Source organism: Saccharopolyspora tripterygii (genome assembly GCF_054778355.1).
Genome location: NZ_BAAGZP010000008.1, coordinates 814,507 through 833,729, shown reverse-complemented (window position 1 = coordinate 833,729; position 19,223 = coordinate 814,507). Strand labels below are relative to the sequence as shown.

Here is a 19,223-nt window from a genome sequence, read left to right as displayed (position 1 = left end):
CTTCCAGCTTGCACTTCAACAAGCGATCAAAGGTGTCACACATCCCTTCAGCAGCCCCAGTCAGGGGTTAGGATCTCGATGTTGTCGACGTCGCTGACGTCTTTGACCCAGCAATCACGCAAGTACTGCACTCTCGCCTGCTTGACGGGGCTTCCCAACGACGGGTGGAAGTCCACAAATAACTGGAGCGTCAGGTCACGCCCCCACGCCCAGCTCTTGACGTAGCCATCCGTTCGGTCCACCAACGCGGTAGCGCCACCGGTCCGCTCGACTATCGGCCGACACCCATGATCCGAACAGAGTCGAGCCCGAAGGCCCATTTACCACTCAAAAGTGTTGCACCACATGCCCAATACACCGCTCGGACGGCTGACGGCACCTGTTGAAATTTCGTCGCCCGCGTATCAATAGTCCCTTGGTGTCAGTTACCGGACGTCCTACCAAGCCGACGTCGGAGGCTGATCAGAACTGCTACCCCGCCCAAAGCAGTCAATGACCACTCGGGCGCGCTTCCGAGCCTTGTTGCAAACGTGACCCCAGAGCTGAGCGGTACCCGCGCCACGAGGTGCTCAGCAATGAATTGGCCAGTGGTCCACGTTTGCGAGCCATCGGGTTGGACCACCGCGCTCACACCGCTCGTGGACGCCACGACAACTGCGCGGCCGTGTTCGACCGCACGCAAGCTCGACATCGCCAACTGCTGGTAGGTCATCTCCGTGCGCCCGAACCACGCGTTGTTCGTCGGCACCGCGAGAAGCTGCGCACCTTCCCGCACAGCCTCCCTGAGCACGTAGTCGTAGGCAACTTCATAGCAAGTGGCGAGCCCGAGTCGCGTCGAGGACATGTCGAGGACACCCGGCTGGTCACCCCGCTGCATATCCTGCGAAAAGTTCTCGACGAAAGGTGTCACAGCGCCGGCGACCGGCCGTAACGGGATGAACTCCGAGAACGGCACCAACTGCTGCTTGGCGTATTCATCGATCGCTCCGACCCCTGGCACCCAGCGAATCATCCGGTTGCTGAGACCGCTCCTGTTGTCGGAGGCGATACCACCGACCGCCAGTGGAGCGTCCAACTCATCGGCAATACGGTCGAGCTGTCTGTCGTCACGAGTAGGACCGAAAGCGTTAGAGGATTCGGGGAAGATCACCATATCCGGTTTCGGGAGTCGCCCCGCGCCAACGTCGTCGACGAGCCGTTCGGCCTCGGTGATGTGATTGGCTCGCACCTCAGCGCTCTCGTCCATGAGCCCGACGCCGAGGTCAGGGGCATTGCCCTGAACGATCGCGACATTGACGGTTCGACCTTCGCTTCCCGTTGCCATCAACGGGAACGACGCCGCACCGGCCACAACCGGAATCGTGGCCGCCGCAACTGCGCCACCCCACGACGAGGTAGGACCCCGGAAGCGCAACAAGAACGCGGCAAGTCCGAAGCCGACGAGTGCGACGGCAAAGCCCACCAACGCCACTCCACCCAATGCAGCCAGCGGCAAGAACACACCTTCCGACTGCGTGAACCCGATTCGCCCCCACGGAAAACCCCCGAACGGCAGTCGCGACCGCAACGCTTCGGAACCCACCACCAGGGCGGCCATCCACACCGGCGCACCAGGCATGCGGCGAACCCAGCAGATGCCTGCCCCAGCGAGTCCGAAAAAGAACGACTCAAGGGCAACCACGCCGAACCACGGCCATACCCCGAACTCGGGTCCAAGGAAGTCGTAGAACCACTTCAGCAACGGCAGCAGGTAGGAGCTCCCGAACACGATGCCCAGGGCGAATCCGCCCCGCGCTCGGCACCCGTTCATGCCCAAGGCCAGCAAAGTGAACGACAACGGCGCAAGCCACCACAAGGCCCGCGGGGGAGTCGCCGCATACAACACAGCGCCCCCACCAGCGACGATGATTGCGCGACTCCAGACCGAATTGAAGATCGCCTCCGGCCAACTCCGGCCGCTCGTCGCCGTCCCCGGGTTCCGTTCTTCCCGTAGAAAGCCCGTAGGGAGTCGGAGCACGGGTTACCCCAGCAACGTCTGGTCGAGTTTCAGCGCTGGCCCCATCGCCACGGCTCTTCGTTCCGACCAACGTAGCCAAAGGACGCCACCGAGTTGCACAGTCGATGCCGCCCCGGTCAGAACGACGGGGCCCACCTCGAACCATGACCAGTCATAGGCAAAAGCCACAACCAGCCCCACCACGAAAAACGCCGCCGTTCGGAACAGCACTAACATGAGTTGGCGAGAGCTCATCGACTTTCCCGGCCTCTCGATCTTCTTCGGATTAAACAGGCGTCCTCGCGGATCAATGGCCTGCTCGACACAACGCCTACAACGCCCGTTCCCGTTGCTCGAGTTCAACCGCGTGGCGCATCGTGCAGCGGCCTCGCTTGCGGTCGCCAGCGAGGCCGTAGGCGTGGGCCACGGCGACCCATCGGCGCCAGTCCTGCGGACCGGCTTCCAGTTCCGTCTGCTTCTCGTCGAACCAGGCGTCGGCCGCCTCCCTCTCGACCCGTCCCGAGGGCCGACACGGCAAATGCGAGACGTCCGGCAGCTCGTCCTCGGCGTAGAGCCGCCGCGCCAGCCGCTCAGAGCTCGCACCGAATCTCAACTGATCGACGACCAGCACTGCCCCGAGCACAGGCAGCACAAAGACAGCCAACCCCAAGACAACGAACACCGGCTGTCCACTGACGATCATGACGACCGCCCGGCCAGCCATCAGCATCAAATAGGCGAGCAACAAGGCCGCCAGCACGAACGCGGACGTCCGAGGCTTCAGAATCCAGGCTGGGCTCGACGATCTCACGTGGCGACTACCTTTCACGTCGACAAGGAATCCGCATGTCTGTGCAGATCAACCCGAGAGCCGATACTACGCACTCTAGTACTGCTGTAACCGTACCCCGCAGCCGATAGTCCGGGACTCGAGTTCGAGACCACAGGTGGTGCACACCGTCGGCTCTCTTCCGCAAACCGCTATCGTGGCGGTACGCCACAGCACTGGTCCCCCAAGATCAGACGACACGGACCCGTCGCCCCGATTCGAACGCAGGCAGGCGCAAATGACACCACCGGCTGTCGGACTGATCAGCGGTGCGGTCTTGGTGGCCGCTACTGCGCCAGGCCTGCTCCGCAGATATCACGGAATGCTCGCCGCACCTGCCCTCGGCCTGATCGCATGGCTCGGTGCCGCCGGTGCCTCGCTCACCATGCTGCTCGCCGCGGGCCCACTGGCCCTGCTCGATGCGCACTTGTGGCTCGCCGCGCGCACCCAGCCATTCAGCGGGCCCCTACTAGCAGGGTGCATCGGCATGCTGCACCGACCGGGTACCGCGGCACTCACCGCCACGGTCGCGGCAACGGCGGCCGTGGTCTACCTGGCCTTCATACTCGCCCGGAACCGGTCCAAGCTGCGTAACCAGACACGTCTCTACTCGCGCACCGTCGAGCGACTTGGTCGCCACGACGCTCGCCTTGGCGCAATCGTCGTTCCCTATCCGAAACCGGTCTGCTTCTGCCTGTCCGAGGCGACGCCCCCAATCGTGATCAGCTCAGGTGCGTTGCAGACTCTCACCACCCGCGAGCTTGAAGCCGTGCTGAGCCATGAACGGGCGCACCTTTCCAGGCATCATCACGCGTTGACCTCGTTGGCATTGGGACTCTCCAGGGCAGTCCCCCTTCCCCTCTTCCGCGCGTTGCCCGAGCAGATCGAGCTGCTGCTCGAGCGACAGGCCGACGAACGCGCGAGCAAGTTGTGCGGGCGAGACCAGGTGGCCTCCGCCCTGTCGCGGATGATCGACCACGGCACGATGCCAGGCACTGCCCTGGGCGCCACCGGCGGAAGCATGGATACCCGGATGTCCTACCTGCTCGATCCGGACAACTCCCCACATCTGCGTGCTCATACGCTGGTGTCCTGGTTCCTCATCGCCGTGGTCACGGCCTTCGGCCCTGTGACCGTGCTGACTCTGGCCTGCGAACTGAGCCTGGCCCCATAAGTACGGCCAAGCCTCAACGGCGACACGTTTCCTGCATCCTCGACCTCGCGAGACTAACGCTGCCCACGTGCACCAATTTGAGCGAATCGAAGTTGAGTTTTCGGTGTACCGTAACTCCATGCCCGGTGCAACGAAAGGTCACTTGCATGCGCGAGAGAACTACCTGCGGGCGATCTACGACTTGACTGAGTGTGGCCGCAAGGTGACGACGACGGTCCTGGCTCGGGAGCTTGGAGTCAGCCCGTCCTCAGCCAGTGGCATGGTGAGCAAGTTGCGCGAGCGGGGATTCGTCGAGCATGCGCCGTACGGATCCATTTCGATGACGCGCTTGGGAATGAGCTCAACGCTGACTGTGCTGCGGCGCCGCGTTCTCATTGAGCAGTACTTGGTAGGCGAACTGGATTGTTCCAGAGAACGCGCGTATGCCGACGCCGTCGCGTTGGAGCGTGCGGCTTCCCAAACGTTGATCAGCCGGATGGCTCAGCACCTCGGCGAGCACCTCCCCAGGGCATGAAGCCTGCACCATCCCTCCTGCAAGCCTCGTGGAGCCTCAATGAGCACGACCCAAGAACCGACCACCGAAACCGCGCCCGACGCCGTCAGTGACGTGCTCGCGAGGGGGCGCGTGCGTGGCGTGGTGGCGATGCTCGGCCCGGCCTTCATTGCCGCGATCGCCTATGTCGACCCGGGAAACTTCTCCACCAACATCAGCGCCGGGGCCGAGTTCGGCTACGCACTGGTCTGGGTGGTGGTGTTGGCGAACCTGATGGCGATGCCCGTGCAGTTCCTATCCGCCAAAATCGGCATCGTCACCGGCAAGACCCTGCCCGAAGTGTGCCGTGACAGGTACCCGGCCCCGATCCGATGGGTCTTATGGCTGCAGGCCGAGATCGTCGCCATGGCGACCGACGTCGCCGAGTTCGTCGGCGCCGCGCTGGGGCTCTACCTGCTGTTCGGGGTCCCCATGCTTCCTGCGGCGCTGATCACGGCCGTGGTCGCGTTCATCGTTCTCGGCTTGCAGGCCCGCGGCTATCGACCGTTCGAACGAGCTATCGCAGCGATGCTGCTGCTCATCATCGGGGGCTTCACCTACGAACTTCTGCACATCGGACCCGACGCGGGCCAAGCATTCGCCGGCCTCGTACCGACGCTCCCAGGCACAGGCAGCGCCTACCTCGCCGTGGGGATCATCGGCGCCACCGTCATGCCCCACGTCGTCTACCTGCACTCAGCGTTGACGAGCCGCCGCGTTTCCTGCTCTGACGACGCAGACCGAAGAAGAGTCATCCGGTTCGAGCGCTGGGACGTCATCGTCGCTCTCGGCCTGGCCGGAGCCATCAACCTCACCATGCTCATGGTCGCGGCGAAGCTGTTCCACGGAAGCGGCAACACCGACGTCGGGAGCATCGAAGGCGCCCACGCGGGGCTCGCCACGCTCGCGGGAGGCTCCGCGGCTTTGATCTTCGCCGTGGCGCTGCTGGCCTCTGGGATCTCCTCGTCCAGCGTCGGCACCTTCGCCGGCCAGGTCGTCATGGCGGGGTTCCTGAACCTCCGGATTCCGCTGGTCCTGCGCCGACTGATCACCATGCTGCCCGCGATCCTCGTGATAGCCCTAGGCATGAACGCCACCGACGTCCTGAACTTCAGCCAGGTCGTCCTCAGCTTCGGCGTCCCGTTCGCGCTGCTACCGCTCCTGCTCATCACCCGGGACTCGGCCATCATGGGCTCTTTCACCAATTCCCGGAGGATGACGGCGCTCATGACCGTCATCACATCCGTGATCGTGAGCCTGAACGGCTATCTGCTCTACGACCAGTTCCTCGGCTAATTTCCTCGCGACCGCACCGTCAGCTCAACGCGCTTGCCCGTAGGACGTGCGTCGGCCCGTGCACTGCCGAACGGCATTATTGTAAATACATTGCGATGTGCGCATGCGTTTAGTTGCGGAGCGGGGAAGGCGCACGATGAGCCGCGGGCACGGGCACGGAACAGCAGCCGTCCGCGCTGGCGCGCGGTATCTGCCCCAGTTGCGGATCGCGCTGGGGCTCACGGCCACATTCCTCATCGTTGAGGTAGTTACGGCGGTCGTCACGGGGTCGCTCGCCCTGCTCTCCGACGCCGGGCACATGCTCACCGACGTCGCCGGCCTCGGCATGGAACTTGCAGCGATCTCAGCGGCCAATCGTGACCAGCGTTCGAGTGGCCACACCTTCGGCCTGCACCGACTCGAAATCCTCGCCGCACTGGCCAACGCCGTCCTCCTGACCGGCGTGGGGATCTACGTGCTGTGGGAGGCCATCGACCGCCTCGCCAATCCGGTCGAGGTGCCATCTGTCCCGCTGCTCGTGGTGGCCGACATTGGTCTCATCGTCAATCTTGCGGCCTTCGGGCTGCTGCGGGCCGGCGCCGACCAGAGCCTCAACCTGCGTGGCGCCTACCTCGAAGTGGTCGCCGACATGTTTACTTCCCTCGGCGTGCTGGCGGGCGGTTTCTTGATGATGGCCACCGAGTGGACATGGGTCGACCCGATGATCGGCGCCGTGGTCGGACTCTTCGCCGTGCCTCGCGCCATCCGACTCGGCCTCCAGGCAGCTGCGGGTACTCGTCCAAGCCGCCCCTTCGCACGTAGACGTCGAGGCGTTGCGGGCGGATCTGGCGAACATCCCCGACGTGCAAGAGATCCGCGACCTGCACGTGTGGACGCTGACATCCGAGATGGAAGTAGCCTCAGCACACCTCTCCGTCAACCGAGGAAGCGATCATCACGCCGTGCTCGACCGTGCCCAAAGAGTCTTGCGCCAGGACTACGCCATCCCGCACCCGACTGTTCAGATCGAACCGGCCGATCATCGCAACTACCCAGGAGCCGAGTGGTGATCAAACTGCGAAACGAAGCGCACTGCGGCGTTCGGCCTCGCACTATCCCAGCGCTGCTGCGGTAAAGCTTGCACTGTTCGGCGTCGCTCTCGCCATTGGAACAGCAGCTTGTCGCGCTTCCGGGACGGGACTCTCCTACTCACCCAGTATCGGTTCCACTTCACCGGTCGCTGCCCAAACCGTGACGGGCGGGCGAACTGGACGACACCGAAGCGCACCCATCTGGTCACCGCTGGCGCTTTCGGTCTTCCGCACAACCCGATTTTCCCGCGGCCATCGCGACATGGGGGCTTCCTACCTCACATTTGCCGCACCCAAGCCCACAACACGGATGAACGAAGCGTTCCGGCCCCGGCCCAGACTGACCGGACCGACCCGCCATCACTGCTGCGCACCGTTGTTCTGCAGCCACGCCAACGGGTTGACCTTGCGACTGTCGGCGTCCCACACCTCGAAATGCAGGTGCGGTCCCGTCGATTGGCCGCGGTTTCCCACTTCGGCGATGGCATCGCCCGCATCGACGCGTTCGCCTTCGGTGACCAACGCCCGATTGATGTGCCCGTAGACAGTGATCGTGCCGTCATCGTGCTGTAACCGGACCCACAGGCCGAATCCACTGGCGGGCCCGGCCTCGAGGACGGTGCCGCGCTTAACGGCGCGGATCGGGGTGCCGATGCTGTTCGCGATGTCGAGTCCGTAGTGCGTCAGTCCCCAACGAGCGCCGGGCTTCGAGGTCACACGGCCCTCCACCGGCCACACCACCCGGTTGCGTCGCGCCTCGCGTTCGGCTGCTTCTCGTTGCCGGGCCGCTTCTGCCTCCGCCTCTGCACGCTGCTCACCGAGGCGGACACTCTTGTTGAGGTCGGCCAGTTCCTCTGACACCGGTCGCTCCGTCGGTTGCGGAGCGGACAGCAGCCTCGAAGACTCGGACGCACCCGCCTGACGCTCCCCCTCTCCGAAGGCAACATGGCTGATCGACGCAAGCGGAGTGACCATGTCGTCAGCACCGCCCCCAGCGTGTTCCGCCGCTTGCGCCTCGTGTGCTGTGGACAGGCTCGCAGCGGCTACGGCGCCCCCCAAAACGGCAAAAAACGTCGCGTAGACCCGAACCGAGCTCGATGGCCTCGACCCAGCAGCTGATTCTTCACCCGCACGTTCAGACTGACCTCCGCGAAGCGAACGCGAGTGACCGGCAAGCAGGCCGGGCTCGGGGACGCTGTGACTTGACCGACGCTGATTCACGTACTGCCTTCCGAGTGATACAGGCGTTGTGCCTAGGCATGCGAAGCCACCGAGTTGCGACGCCGCATTGACAACAGCAGCGGTATCCGCCCATCCCTGCCTCTGGCAGGCGAGCTCCCCAGAGCCCCGACGCGCTGCTCAGGCGGAGAACCGAGCCACCCGATGGACCGCAGTCGACATCAGCAAAGCCGCATCGCTGCTGCCTCCGCACGCTGAACACAACCGCCCTCGCTCTTGTGACGGCGTGGCAAGTATTCGCCACGCACGTGATCCCTACTTGGTGACCCTCCGTCAAACGGCATAGCGCTCGACACCCGCAGACCACTCGTACGGCCCCCGAAACCGTTACCGAGCGCAACCCGCGGAAGGTTGCGGCAAGATTACGGCATCGCCGACGGCGTGTCTACTGCCACCCCTAGTAGACAGCTCATATTGTCTACTTTGGACTCTATTCCGAGGCAAGGCGCGCCTTTGCCGTCAGGCAATACATGCCGGCGTGGAAAACGCCAATGCCACGCATTGGCCACACACATCCGGGCGCACTGATACGCCGACCTCGACAGGCAGCGCAAGATCGACTACGAGGTCGCGGGAATCACACTGCGCAGGCCAGCCATTATGGAGCGACAAAAGCTGCTGCTGATGTGCGGCGTGCCACACGCGTGTGTAGAACTTCGTGGTCGGGGAACCAATATCCCGCCCCGGGGGCAGCACCGCGCGTTCCTCGCGCTAGCTGCACGTTTCAATGATCAGGATTGGCTGATTGGGATGGCACACCCAGGCGAAGACGCTTAGGTGACCAGTTCCGGGTGATCACCGTGTGTTCTAAGATCGGCCGCGCCACCACACTGCCGCAGCCACGACCACGGGCACTGCGGCCGCGGCGATCGCGAAAACACCGGCGAGGTGCTGGTGTGCGAGCACGTCGCGGAGCCACGGCAGGCCCAGCCCGCGGTAGTAGGGCTCGCCGATCGCCCTATCCGATTGCGTCAGGGAACCACCCAGGCCCGCGAGGAACACGGCTGTGCCGCCCAGAACCAACACCCTGCTTGCCTGGGAGGCTGCCCTGGGTACGGGGTCAAGTCCCCAGACCGACCAGAACAGCAGGCAACCGAGCAGCAGGAAGCCGCCACGCAGAGCCGGCTGGAGCCAGAACTCGTAGATCGCGGTTTCCAGCCAGCCCGAGAAGTACACGACGGAAAATAAGCCCGCCAGCACCGCGGCTGCGATGAGCGGGTTCGCCAGTGTTCGCACCAACGCTGTGCTTCGGATGATTCGCGCCCACTCTCGCGGCCCGGGCGCGGTGGCGTTATCGGAACGCAGTGTTCGCTGAAGGAGTGTCAGCGGGGCCGCCGCCATCAGCAACGCGGGGGCGACGACGGCCAGCAGCACCCAGCCTCCCATTTGGGCGCTGGGCAGTGCAGGCATGTAGCGGCCGATTCCCGACGAGGTCGCGAGCATCACCGTGGCACACCCCGCCAGCCACAACAGTGTGCGAACACCTGACCATGCCTCGCCTCGCTGGCGCAGGCGGCGCACCGCCAGCAGGTAGAGCACCGCCGCCACGACCGCGAAAACCCCGTAGATCAAGTCGAAACGCCAGTCCAGGACCAGATTCGCCAACGTCGGCGGCCCGTCGAGGTTGTAGCCGATCAACTCTTCGGTGCGCGAGGCGACGCCGGATTCTCCACCGGGCGGCGGTGTGCGCCCCAGCGCCACCGCGACCGCGACGGTGGCGAGCATCAACAGCACCTCGATCGACCCCAGCCGCAGCAGGCCCGCCGCCGAGCCGTCACTGGTTACCGCCTCTACGGCCCGGGATCGCTGGCGGTATCCCACGACGCCGAGCACCACCAACGCCGCTGACTTGCTCAGGATGAGCAGTCCGTAGTTCGTGCTCACCACAGCCGACGGCGTGATCCGGGTGGCCGCGTTGATCACTCCTGAACCGGCCATCGCGATCCAGCACACCAGCGCCAGACTCGAGAATCGTCGGGTGACCAAGCCCAGGTGAGCGCCTCGACGGGCAGCGTGCGCGAGCAGGGCCACCAGCCCGCCGACCCACAACGAGGCCGCCACGAGGTGATACAGCAGACTACTGGTGGCGATGTCATGAGCGCCGCTGGCCGAGTGCCCCGTGGCCACCACCGGCAACAGCCCAGCCACAGCGCACAGCAGCACCGCCGCAGTGCCCGTCCAGGACAAGGCCACCCGGCAGCCGATGGCCACCACGAGCGCGATCCCAGCGGTGAGAAGCCACGACTTGGCTTGTTCGATCGCGTCGATCAAACCGAACAACACCGCCGGGTCGGCCAACTCCAGCAGCGGGCGACCCGAGGCGTCAGCCGCCAGCAACGGCGCCACCCACAGGGCCGCGACACACCACAGCGCGGCCGACCAACCGGCGGCGCGTACCGCGGCGTAGCCATCCGCGGAGATCACCCCGGATCGTCCCGGTGGGATGGCGAAGACCGCCAACCACAGCGAGCCGAGGCACACCACGGCTCCGAGATCAGCGAGTACCCGCGCCACTGGAAGTCCGTAACGCACCAGCGCACCGGGATCGGGCAGACCGTAGATCGCATACGCGTCACCGGCGAACACGCCGGTCAGCACTATTCCCAGCAGGACGGCGAGGACACCGGCAGTGACTACCAGCGCACCGAGATCACGCGAGCGAGTCGACCCCCGCGATGAGGAAGGCGCGGTCCGGTTCGAGGTGGCGCCACGAGGTGTCTCCGTGCTGCCTCCCTGCGCGGTATCGGGACCCGATGATGGTTGCGACATGGCCCTACATCTCCGAAGAAAAGAACTGGTCTGGTCAGATCGGGAGGGTGAACCCGGCGATCGGGATGCGGAGCCACGCCAGCATCGCGCCCCACAAGCCGCTCAGGAGCAACGCTCCGACGGTGATCAGCAGGACTCCGCCGGTGATCTGAACTGCTCGCACGTTGCGGCGCAGCCAGGAAGTCATCGTCATCGCCCAGCCGGCTCCGGCCGCCAGCGCTAGAAACGGCAGTCCGAGCCCTGTGGCGTAGGCGATGACCAGCATCACTCCCCGCACGGTGGTGTCGGTTCCGGCGGCCAACGCGATCACACCCGTCAACGTCGGCCCCAGGCACGGCGTCCAGCCCAGCCCGAAGATCGCACCGAGCACGGGTGCTCCCGCGAGTCCGGCGCGGGGAAGACGATGCACGCGGTACTCGCGCTGCAACGCGGGAACGAGGCCCACAAACGCCAGGCCCATCACGATCGTGACCGCCCCGCCGATGCGTTGCAGCAGAAGTTCGTTGCGCAGCAACGCATCCGAGACACCCAGAACCACCACGGCCGCCAAGGCGAACACCACGGTGAAACCCGCCACGAACAAACCGGTCGCCAAAACCAGCCGGCCCCGCCCCGTGCGGCTTTCATACTCGCCGTCAGCACCGTCGGCGTGTCCCGTGCCGGCCAGTCCTGCCAAGTACGCCAGGTAGCCCGGCACGAGAGGCAGTGCACAGGGTGAGGCGAACGAAATGGTGCCCGCCAGCAGCGACACCAAGACGGCCAGCAACACCGGCCCGTTAATCACGAACTCGGTCATGGCTGAACCGGCTCCTCACTGGCAACACGCTGCACGACAGGAAGCAGGTCCTTCTCCAGCACGGCGGTCAAGAAGATCGCAGCCACGCGATGACGCCGGTCGAGTACTACGGTCGCCGGGACCACGCTGCGCGGAAAGCCCGCCAGAGCCAGCAGAGAGCGTCCAGCAGAATCGAAGATCGAGGGAAACGTGACTGCGAAGTTGCGCACGAAGTCCTGGGCGGCGCTGCGGTCATCCCGCACGTTGATACCGAGGAAGGCAACTCCCGAATCCTTGGTCTGGGCATAGACCCGTTCCAGTTCATCGGCCTCACCTCGACAGGGTCCGCACCAGGAGCCCCACACGTTGAGGACGACGACCTGCCCCGGAAAGTCCGAGACCGCCACGGGGCGCTGCGGATCGAGCACGCCGGGGCCCGACAGGTCACCGATGTGACCCCGGGTTCCGGGCGGGTCGTAGGTGATCCGGGTCTGTCCACCGGGGCTGACGAATGCGAACGTGGACCCGCGATCGGGCTGAGACTGACGCCCACAGGCCGCCGGGGTAAGGAGCCCCGCACCCAGCCCCGCCAGCAGGGCTCGCCGTCGAATCGGTACCGTAAGCACCGTTCAACTATGCGGTCTAGGTGATGGTGAGGTCACGGCGGGGTCCGCCGAAGGACTTCCACCTCCGACAGATCGGGGTCAGCAACGAGAGGTGACAGACATGAGCTCACGCCGCCCCGGCAGCCCTCATCGACGGCCGCTGTGGCTGCACCGGCTCGGTGCCGTGGCAACGCTGCTCATCCTCGGGGTCCTCACCACGCAGGCCCCTGCCTTCGCGCACGCGAGCCTGACCGGCAGCGATCCAGCCCAAGGGGCAACGCTGCCTCAGCCGCCCGCCTCGGCTCGGCTCACCCTCAGCGACCCAGTTGATCCCCAGTTCGTCAGCGTTGCCCTCACCGATCAGGACGGCGGCCACCCCCAGCTGCCCGCGCCGAGCGTGGCCCAGAACGAAGTGACCCAGGCCCTGCCCGAACTGGCCAACGGTGGTTACACGCTGGCCTACCGCATCGTCTCCGCCGACGGCCACCCCGTGACCGGCCAACTCCAGTTCACCGTGAGCGCCAACACCGCAGCCCCCGTCACGGGTGCACCACCGGTTCCGCAGCCGCAGCCGGCTTCCTCCCAGCCCGAGGGTGCCTCGTGGGGACTCTGGACGGCAGGAGTGGCCGGTGTCGCCGTGCTGATCGCCGGAATCGTCATCACGATGCGCCGCTTGGGACGAGACGACTAGCAGGCAAACCGTTCGATCACCGCCGTACGCGAGGAGTGATTGTAGTGAAGGCACGCAACGGCGATCTGCAAACAGCCGTCCTCGATGTGCTGTGGGCTGTGCAGGACGAACTCACCGTGCGCCAAGTCCAGCAGAGCCTGCTCGCGACCCGAGAGCTGGCCTACAACACGGTGTTGACCGTCCTGGACACACTGTTCAAGAAAGGGCACATTAAGCGTCGACTCGTTGGCCGTGCCTTCGTCTACTGGCCGACCGATTCCCGGGAGGCCCACACCGCCGAGGTGATGGCGCGCGCGTTGAGCAGAAGCGGCGACCGCTCCGCCGCGCTGTTGCACTTCGTCGGCCAGATCAGCGAAGAGGACCTCGCTGTACTGAGGACGGCCCTGGTGGACACCGATGAGGACGGAATGGACTCATATGCCCACCCGCGATGGGCTTGTTGAGCGGCGCGCTGCTGGTCCGCATCACCGCATCAACCTTGCTGCTGCGCGCCTTGGTGCGCATGGTCACCCACAGGCTCCCCGGCCCTGCGTTGGGAGCCACCGGCGGCAACCTCACCACCCGCATGACCTACCTGCTGCACCCCGCCACTGCTGCACACATCGGCCCGTCGGCGATGGTGCTCTCCCCCGCAGTGGCACTGGCCATCGCCCTCGGCCCCACCGCCCTGCTCACCCTGGCCTGCCAACTGAGCTGGGCCCCCTAGCCCCAGGCCACCCATCGAAACCCGGGACACCACCACATGACCAAGAACCTGAAGATCACCCTCGCCGTAATCGCCGCCGCGATCATCAGCTTCGGCCTCCTGCTGGCCTTCACCAACGGAAGTTCCACGCAGTCGGCCACCCCCGAGAGCCCTCAACCACAGGCCGCACCGGCCGAGATGCTCGTTCGCCCAGACAGTCACCGCTTGTCCACCTCCCCGGACGGCAAGGTCACGCTGGTCGAATTCCTCGACTTCGAGTGCGAAGCGTGCAAGGCGATGTTCCCGGTCGTCGAACAGCTGCGGCACGAGTACGGCGACCGCATCACCGTCGTCGCCCGCTACTTCCCGCTGCCCGGCCACCCGAACTCGGGACCAGCCGCCCTGGCGGTCGAGGCCGCCGCACAACAGGGCGCGATGGAGCCGATGTACCGCAAGATGTATGAAACCCAGGAGCAGTGGAGCCACAAGAACGTCTCCCAAGCAGAGACGTTCGTCGGATACGCCCGCGAACTCGAACTCGACATCAACCGCTTCCAGCAGGCTGTGAACGACCCCGCCACCATCGATCGCGTCCAGCGAGACCTCGACGACGGCACCGCCCTCGGCGTGCAAGGCACCCCGACCTTGTTCCTCAACGGACACCAGTTGCCGTCGATGCCCTCCTACGACGAGCTCAAGTCCCGGATCGACGCCGCCCTGGCCAGGTAACCATGTCTACGCCACCATCTAGCTCATCAGCCACAGTGGACACTTCCCGTGCCGACGCAGCCTCCCGCGCACTGCCCTACGTGCTCACCATCGGCGGGGGCATTGGATTTCTCGCCGCCTTCATCCTCACCATCGAAAAGATCGCGCTGCTGAAAAACCCCGGCTACACGCCGACATGCAGCATCAACCCCATCTTCTCCTGCGGGTCGATCATGTCGACCCCGCAGGCCGAAGTCTTCGGGTTCCCCAACCCGCTGATCGGCATCGGCGGCTTCGCCGTCGTCACCACCATCGGCGTCGCCAGCCTCGCAGGCACCCGCTTTCCCCGCTGGTTCTGGCTCGGCCTGCTCGCCGGCACCACCTTCGGCGTCGTGTTCGTGCACTGGCTCATCGCCCAAAGCCTCTACAGCATCCAAGCCCTGTGCCCCTACTGCATGATCGTCTGGGCCGTCACCATCCCGATCTTCTGGTGCACGGCACTCAACACCGCCCAACACACCCTCCCGCCGTCATCCGGCATACACGCGGCAGCGAAGAAACTGGCCCAGTACCACACCGCGATCCTCACAGTGTGGTATTTCGCCCTCGCCACCCTGGTGCTGCAAGCCTTTTGGACGTACTGGAGGACACTCCTCTGAACCGGCGTCCGGCCGTCGTGGTGTCACCGAAGACCTTCCGGCCCATGAGGCACATCTCACAGGTCACGGGTGGATTCAACGGACTGCCAGGGCGTAGGAGGTAAGCGCGGCGACGATCAGACCCGTGACGGCCAGCACGATGACGCTGGGCAGGGTGTTACCGAGGCTGAACGCCACACCCGGGTTAAAGGCCAGGCGCAACTGCAGCACGCCCAGGTCGATGACGCGTCCGTCGGCGAGGGTTCGTGCCGCTTGGACTTTGAGGCCCAGATCGCCCACGGCCAGCACCAGCGCCGTGCCGGTAAGGGCCAGCCGGGTCCGGCTGGCCCTCATTCCGCTGCTGGCGGCGGTGGTCATGTCCGGGCTCCGACGGCGGTGCGCACGGTGCCCGCCCGCGGTTGGGTGGCCGCAGCCAGGGGCCGGGCACGGCCAGCGCGCACACCGTTGCCGATGACGACAACTTCTGCCAGCTCGTGCACGGCGACCACCGCGGCCAGTCCCAGCACACCGAACAGCGCCAACGGCATCAGCACTGTGATCAGCGCCAGCGACAGGCCGACGTTTTGCAGCATGACCCTGCGCGCACGGCGGGCATGCTCCAGGGCTTGAGGCAGGTGGCGCAGGTCCTCGCCCATCAGGGCGACGTCGGCGGTTTCGATGGCCACGTCGGTGCCCATCGCGCCCATCGCGATCCCGAGGTCGGCGGTGGCCAGGGCGGGGGCGTCGTTGACGCCGTCGCCAACCATCGCCGTGGGGCGCTGGCCGCGCAGGGCCTCGATGCGGCGGGCCTTGTCCTCCGGGCGTAGTTCGGCGTGCACGTCGGTGATACCGGCCTCGGCCGCCAGGGCAGCGGCGGTGGCGTGGTTGTCCCCGGTGAGCATCGCGACCTGATAGCCGTCGGACCGCAGCCGGTCGACGACCTCGCGGGCCTCCGGCCGCAGCTCGTCGCGCACGGCGATCGCCCCGATCAGCGTCCCGTCGCGCTCGACGAGAACCGCGGTGGCACCGGCCTGCTGCATCCCCTGCACCTCGTCGACGAGCGACCCGGCATCGAGCCAGCCGGGCCGTCCCAGCCGGGCGGTGGACCCGTTGAGGGTGCCAGTCAGACCGGCTCCGGTGACCGCCTCGACCTCGCTGGCCGGGGTCACCTCGTCGACGGCGGCCAGGATCGCCCTGGCCAGGGGGTGTTCGCTGCGGGCCTCCAGCGCCGCGGCCACGGCGAGGACCTGGTCGCGGGTGGCGCCGTTGGTGGTGGCGACGTCGATGACGGCGGGCTGGTTGCGGGTCAGGGTGCCGGTCTTGTCCAGCGCAATCCCCCGCAGCCTGCCTAGCCCTTCCAGCGCCGCGCCGCCCTTGACCAGCACGCCGAGCTTGCTGGCGGCACCGACCGCGGCCACCACGGTCACCGGCACCGAGATCGCCAGCGCGCACGGCGAGGCGGCCACCAGCACCACCAGGGCCCGCTCGATCCACGTGACCGGATCACCGAGCAGGCTGCCCACCACGGCGATGAGCGCGGCGGCGATCATGATGCCGGGTACGAGTGGTTTGGCGATGCGGTCGGCCAGGCGCTGGCTGGCGCCCTTGCGGGACTGCTCGGCCTCGACGATCCGCACGATCCGGGCCAGCGAGTTGTCCTCAGCGGTCGTGGTGACCTCGACTTCGAGCACTCCGGTGCCGTTGATGGATCCGGCGAACACCTCGTCGTCGGGCCCGGCCTCCACCGGCACCGACTCGCCGGTGATGGCCGAGAGGTCCAGGGCGGTGCGGCCGGTGCGGATGACGCCGTCGGTGGCGATCCGCTCCCCGGGCTTGACGAGCATCGTGTCGCCGACCCGCAGCTCCGACGGCGCGATAACCTGTTCGGCGCTGTCGCGGAGCACGGTGGCCTGCTCGGGCACCAACGCCAGCAGGGACCGCAGGCCCCGACGGGTGCGGGCCAGCGAGTACTCCTCCAACCCTTCGCTGATGGAGAACAAGAACGCCAGCATCGCGGCTTCGCCGACCTCGCCCAGGATCACCGCGCCGACCGCGGCGATGGTCATCAGCGTGCCGACACCGATCTTGCCCTTGACCAGCTGCTTGAGCGTTCCTGGCACGAAGGTGTAGGCCCCGGCGGCCAGCGCCAGCCACTCCAGAACACTCGCGACGACGTCAGACGTTCCGGTCCAGCTGATGATCCACGCTGCCAGCAACAGGACACCGGACACCGCGGCGGCCTGCAACTCGAAGACCTGCCACAACCGCTCCGGTCCCCGCTCCTCAGCCTCCTCACCGGTGCGGGGCTCATCCCCGCCGCAGCCGCAGGCGTCACTCATCGCACGACCTCCTCGTTCTCGACGGTCCCGGACTTGGGGCCGGTGCCGTAGGTCGGGCACAACGCCACCGCGCTGCCAGTGGCCGCCAGTAGCGTCTCGGCCGATGCCAGCAGGTCCAGCAGCTCCGGACGCGCCAGTGCGTAGAACATCTGACGGCCCTCGGGGCGGCCGACAACGAGGCCGCAGTCCCGCAGGCAGGCCACGTGAGCCGACACCGTCGACTGCGCCAAGCCCAGCGCGTCGACCAGATCAGCCACCCGGGCCTCCCCGCCGGCCAGGCGCTGCACAATCGCCAGTCGGGTCGCATCCGAGAGGCTGTGGAACAACGCCACCGCCGGAGTCACATCCGGACTGGCGGCATTCGACGTGGGGCACACCCCCGTGCTATTCATCGCCATTACCCGATAATAAACTGACTTGGACGATGAATCGAGAGTGACGGTCACCATGCTGATGAACCGGATCGAAACCGCCCTGGTCAACTCCCCGCCCCGACGGTGGCTGCAGCGCTACGAAGCCCGCGTCCTGATCAACCTCGGCGGGCGCGTGCCCGGGGGCCGGGTTGCCGAACTGGGCTGCGGCCCCGGCTACGGCACCCGGCTCATCCTCGACCGGTTCGGCGCCGCCGAGGTCCACGCCGTCGACCTCGACACCGCCATGATCAACCGAGCGCGCAAGCGACTGGCCCGCCACACCGGCCGGGTCCAGCTCGCCCAGGGCAGCGCCGCCGACCTGCACACCGCCTTCACACCCTTCGGCGGCGGCGAGGACGTCAGCTACGACGCGGTGTTCGACTTCGCGATCATCCACCACATCCCCCGCTGGCGCGACGCCCTGGCCGAAGTCGCCCGCGTGCTCAAACCCGGTGGCAGGTTCTACTTCGATGAGGTCACGGCCACCGCACTGGCACGGCGTAGCTACCGGCTGCTGTTCGACCACCCGACGGACGACCGGTTCACCGCTGGGGAATTCCTCGCCGAACTTCCCCGCCACGGCCTGAACGTGTCCGAGAACTGGGGCACCTACATCGGCGGCGATTACCTGCTCGGCGTCGCGTGCCGAGACTGAGCGCTTCTGCGGCCAGTCCGGCGAAACCCCGGGCGTGCAAGTTGGGGCCTTAGCCCCGTCTAGCCCACTGCGGACAGGCCGAGGATTGACGAGGTGGCCACGCCCGCGGCGACGGCGAGCACGACGCCGGCGAATGCCCGGCGGACGGTGAGCGTCGGCAGCCGACCTGCCAACCGCGCCGCGACCAGCGACACGAGCATCGCGCTGCGTCGCCCAGGTTCGCGATCTAGCTATCTCGCTCCGCCTGGCTGCACAGCATCGAACACGACCGGCCCTTCCTGATCATGGGCGTAACCAGCCCCAATGACGAAGGCACACGGACACAACTCCGAGACTGGGCTGCACCAGGCGTCGACCTCGTCATCGACGAGCACCGGCTACGCGACCGACGCCGTCCCTGGACGCCATCGCGCCGACGTCCTGCAGATCCCATCGCAACCATTGCCGCGCGACCCCGACGACGCGGTCACCGTGCTGCGCCGTACCGGAGCCCGCCGTGCCCTGATCCTCACCAAGCACGGCGACGTACCGAGCGCGTCGCTCGTCGCCGATGTATGGATTGACCGGCTGTTGATCCTCACACGCGATCCTGAGAAGCCATCCCTCATCCCGGTCGGTGACACCGTCTCTGCAGTACCGAAGGGATGGGCGCTGGACGCGCTAACCCCAGTTTCCGGAGGAATCATCACGGAGTACCGGCGTGCGATTTCTGCATGATGTCATCGCGGCTCTCTGAGCCCGGCGCTGACCGCCTCTCAGCGGGTTCCGCTCTGTTGACCGACCTTCGTTGCCGGGCGGCAAGTGGATCA

Annotated in this window: 20 protein-coding genes and 1 pseudogene; 11 read left to right on the top strand and 10 right to left on the bottom strand. The window is 66.2% G+C overall.

Annotated elements, in window-relative coordinates; genetic code table 11:
- Window positions 1–421: 421 nt before the first annotated feature.
- Complete coding sequence (gene lnt / locus ACYVF3_RS09530; protein ID WP_461153801.1) at window positions 422–1,885, bottom strand: apolipoprotein N-acyltransferase; 1,464 nt, start codon at window positions 1,883–1,885, stop codon at window positions 422–424.
- A 442-nt stretch (window positions 1,886–2,327) separates the two neighbouring features.
- Entirely contained in the window at window positions 2,328–2,726 is a 399-nt protein-coding gene (locus ACYVF3_RS09525; RefSeq protein WP_461153840.1) for a hypothetical protein, read from the bottom strand.
- 421 nt (window positions 2,727–3,147) lie between these two features.
- Here ACYVF3_RS09525 and ACYVF3_RS09520 point away from each other — a divergent pair, with 421 nt between their 5' ends.
- The 4 genes and pseudogenes from ACYVF3_RS09520 to ACYVF3_RS09505 all read left to right on the top strand — a co-directional run bounded on the left by ACYVF3_RS09520 (window position 3,148) and on the right by ACYVF3_RS09505 (window position 6,876).
- Window positions 3,148–3,999: a M56 family metallopeptidase gene (locus tag ACYVF3_RS09520; RefSeq protein WP_461153800.1), complete on the top strand. Its 852-nt coding sequence runs from the start codon at window positions 3,148–3,150 to the stop codon at window positions 3,997–3,999.
- Between the two features lie 118 nt (window positions 4,000–4,117).
- Window positions 4,118–4,513: a metal-dependent transcriptional regulator gene (locus ACYVF3_RS09515; RefSeq protein ID WP_461153799.1), complete on the top strand. Its 396-nt coding sequence runs from the start codon at window positions 4,118–4,120 to the stop codon at window positions 4,511–4,513.
- Window positions 4,514–4,552: 39 nt separating this feature from the next.
- Window positions 4,553–5,827, top strand: a complete 1,275-nt coding sequence (locus tag ACYVF3_RS09510) for an Nramp family divalent metal transporter (protein ID WP_461153798.1) — start codon at window positions 4,553–4,555, stop codon at window positions 5,825–5,827.
- A gap of 136 nt (window positions 5,828–5,963) precedes the next feature.
- A pseudogene (locus ACYVF3_RS09505) lies at window positions 5,964–6,876 on the top strand (cation diffusion facilitator family transporter).
- Window positions 6,877–7,257: 381 nt separating this feature from the next.
- Here ACYVF3_RS09505 and ACYVF3_RS09500 read toward each other — a convergent pair.
- The 4 genes from ACYVF3_RS09500 to ACYVF3_RS09485 form a co-directional block, all read right to left on the bottom strand.
- A complete protein-coding gene (locus ACYVF3_RS09500; RefSeq protein WP_461153797.1) occupies window positions 7,258–7,758 on the bottom strand; it encodes a M23 family metallopeptidase in 501 nt (166 codons plus the stop codon).
- A 1,185-nt stretch (window positions 7,759–8,943) separates the two neighbouring features.
- A complete protein-coding gene (locus ACYVF3_RS09495) occupies window positions 8,944–10,734 on the bottom strand; it encodes a cytochrome c oxidase assembly protein (protein ID WP_461153796.1) in 1,791 nt (596 codons plus the stop codon).
- Between the two features lie 205 nt (window positions 10,735–10,939).
- Window positions 10,940–11,701, bottom strand: coding sequence for a cytochrome c biogenesis CcdA family protein (locus tag ACYVF3_RS09490; protein ID WP_461153795.1), 762 nt, complete (start codon window positions 11,699–11,701; stop codon window positions 10,940–10,942).
- A complete protein-coding gene (locus ACYVF3_RS09485; RefSeq protein ID WP_461153794.1) occupies window positions 11,698–12,306 on the bottom strand; it encodes a TlpA disulfide reductase family protein in 609 nt (202 codons plus the stop codon). Before ACYVF3_RS09485 ends, ACYVF3_RS09490 begins: the two co-directional genes overlap by 4 nt.
- Window positions 12,307–12,406: 100 nt before the next feature.
- Here ACYVF3_RS09485 and ACYVF3_RS09480 point away from each other — a divergent pair, with 100 nt between their 5' ends.
- From ACYVF3_RS09480 to ACYVF3_RS09460, 5 genes are read left to right on the top strand one after another with little or no spacing between them, the layout of a single operon-like run.
- Window positions 12,407–12,976 (top strand): copper resistance CopC family protein, encoded by a 570-nt coding sequence (locus ACYVF3_RS09480; RefSeq protein WP_461153793.1) that lies wholly within the window; start codon window positions 12,407–12,409, stop codon window positions 12,974–12,976.
- A gap of 44 nt (window positions 12,977–13,020) precedes the next feature.
- Window positions 13,021–13,419, top strand: a complete 399-nt coding sequence (locus ACYVF3_RS09475; protein WP_461153792.1) for a BlaI/MecI/CopY family transcriptional regulator — start codon at window positions 13,021–13,023, stop codon at window positions 13,417–13,419.
- Entirely contained in the window at window positions 13,407–13,682 is a 276-nt protein-coding gene (locus tag ACYVF3_RS09470) for a hypothetical protein (protein ID WP_461153791.1), read from the top strand. Before ACYVF3_RS09475 ends, ACYVF3_RS09470 begins: the two co-directional genes overlap by 13 nt.
- A gap of 36 nt (window positions 13,683–13,718) precedes the next feature.
- Window positions 13,719–14,390 (top strand): DsbA family protein, encoded by a 672-nt coding sequence (locus tag ACYVF3_RS09465; RefSeq protein ID WP_461153790.1) that lies wholly within the window; start codon window positions 13,719–13,721, stop codon window positions 14,388–14,390.
- Window positions 14,391–14,392: 2 nt separating this feature from the next.
- A complete protein-coding gene (locus tag ACYVF3_RS09460) occupies window positions 14,393–15,028 on the top strand; it encodes a vitamin K epoxide reductase family protein (protein WP_461153789.1) in 636 nt (211 codons plus the stop codon).
- Window positions 15,029–15,103: 75 nt separating this feature from the next.
- On the opposite strand, the gene ACYVF3_RS09455 is transcribed toward ACYVF3_RS09460, so the two are convergent.
- Genes ACYVF3_RS09455 through ACYVF3_RS09445 form a run of 3 tightly spaced genes read right to left on the bottom strand, consistent with a single transcriptional unit; the run spans window position 15,104 to window position 17,744 of the window.
- Window positions 15,104–15,385, bottom strand: coding sequence for a signal peptidase II (locus ACYVF3_RS09455; RefSeq protein ID WP_461153788.1), 282 nt, complete (start codon window positions 15,383–15,385; stop codon window positions 15,104–15,106).
- Window positions 15,382–17,346, bottom strand: coding sequence for a heavy metal translocating P-type ATPase (locus tag ACYVF3_RS09450; RefSeq protein ID WP_461153787.1), 1,965 nt, complete (start codon window positions 17,344–17,346; stop codon window positions 15,382–15,384). Before ACYVF3_RS09450 ends, ACYVF3_RS09455 begins: the two co-directional genes overlap by 4 nt.
- A complete protein-coding gene (locus ACYVF3_RS09445) occupies window positions 17,343–17,744 on the bottom strand; it encodes an ArsR/SmtB family transcription factor (protein WP_461153786.1) in 402 nt (133 codons plus the stop codon). The genes ACYVF3_RS09450 and ACYVF3_RS09445 overlap by 4 nt, the downstream gene beginning before the upstream one ends.
- A 37-nt stretch (window positions 17,745–17,781) precedes the next feature.
- Between ACYVF3_RS09445 and ACYVF3_RS09440 the strand changes: the two genes are divergently transcribed.
- Window positions 17,782–18,414 carry a class I SAM-dependent methyltransferase gene (locus ACYVF3_RS09440; protein WP_461153785.1) on the top strand — a complete coding sequence of 211 codons (633 nt, stop codon included), beginning with the start codon at window positions 17,782–17,784 and terminating at the stop codon, window positions 18,412–18,414.
- Between the two features lie 59 nt (window positions 18,415–18,473).
- On the opposite strand, the gene ACYVF3_RS09435 is transcribed toward ACYVF3_RS09440, so the two are convergent.
- Window positions 18,474–18,608: a hypothetical protein gene (locus tag ACYVF3_RS09435; protein WP_461153784.1), complete on the bottom strand. Its 135-nt coding sequence runs from the start codon at window positions 18,606–18,608 to the stop codon at window positions 18,474–18,476.
- Between the two features lie 109 nt (window positions 18,609–18,717).
- Here ACYVF3_RS09435 and ACYVF3_RS09430 point away from each other — a divergent pair, with 109 nt between their 5' ends.
- Window positions 18,718–19,131, top strand: coding sequence for a hypothetical protein (locus tag ACYVF3_RS09430; protein WP_461153783.1), 414 nt, complete (start codon window positions 18,718–18,720; stop codon window positions 19,129–19,131).
- The last annotated feature ends 92 nt before the right edge of the window (window positions 19,132–19,223 follow it).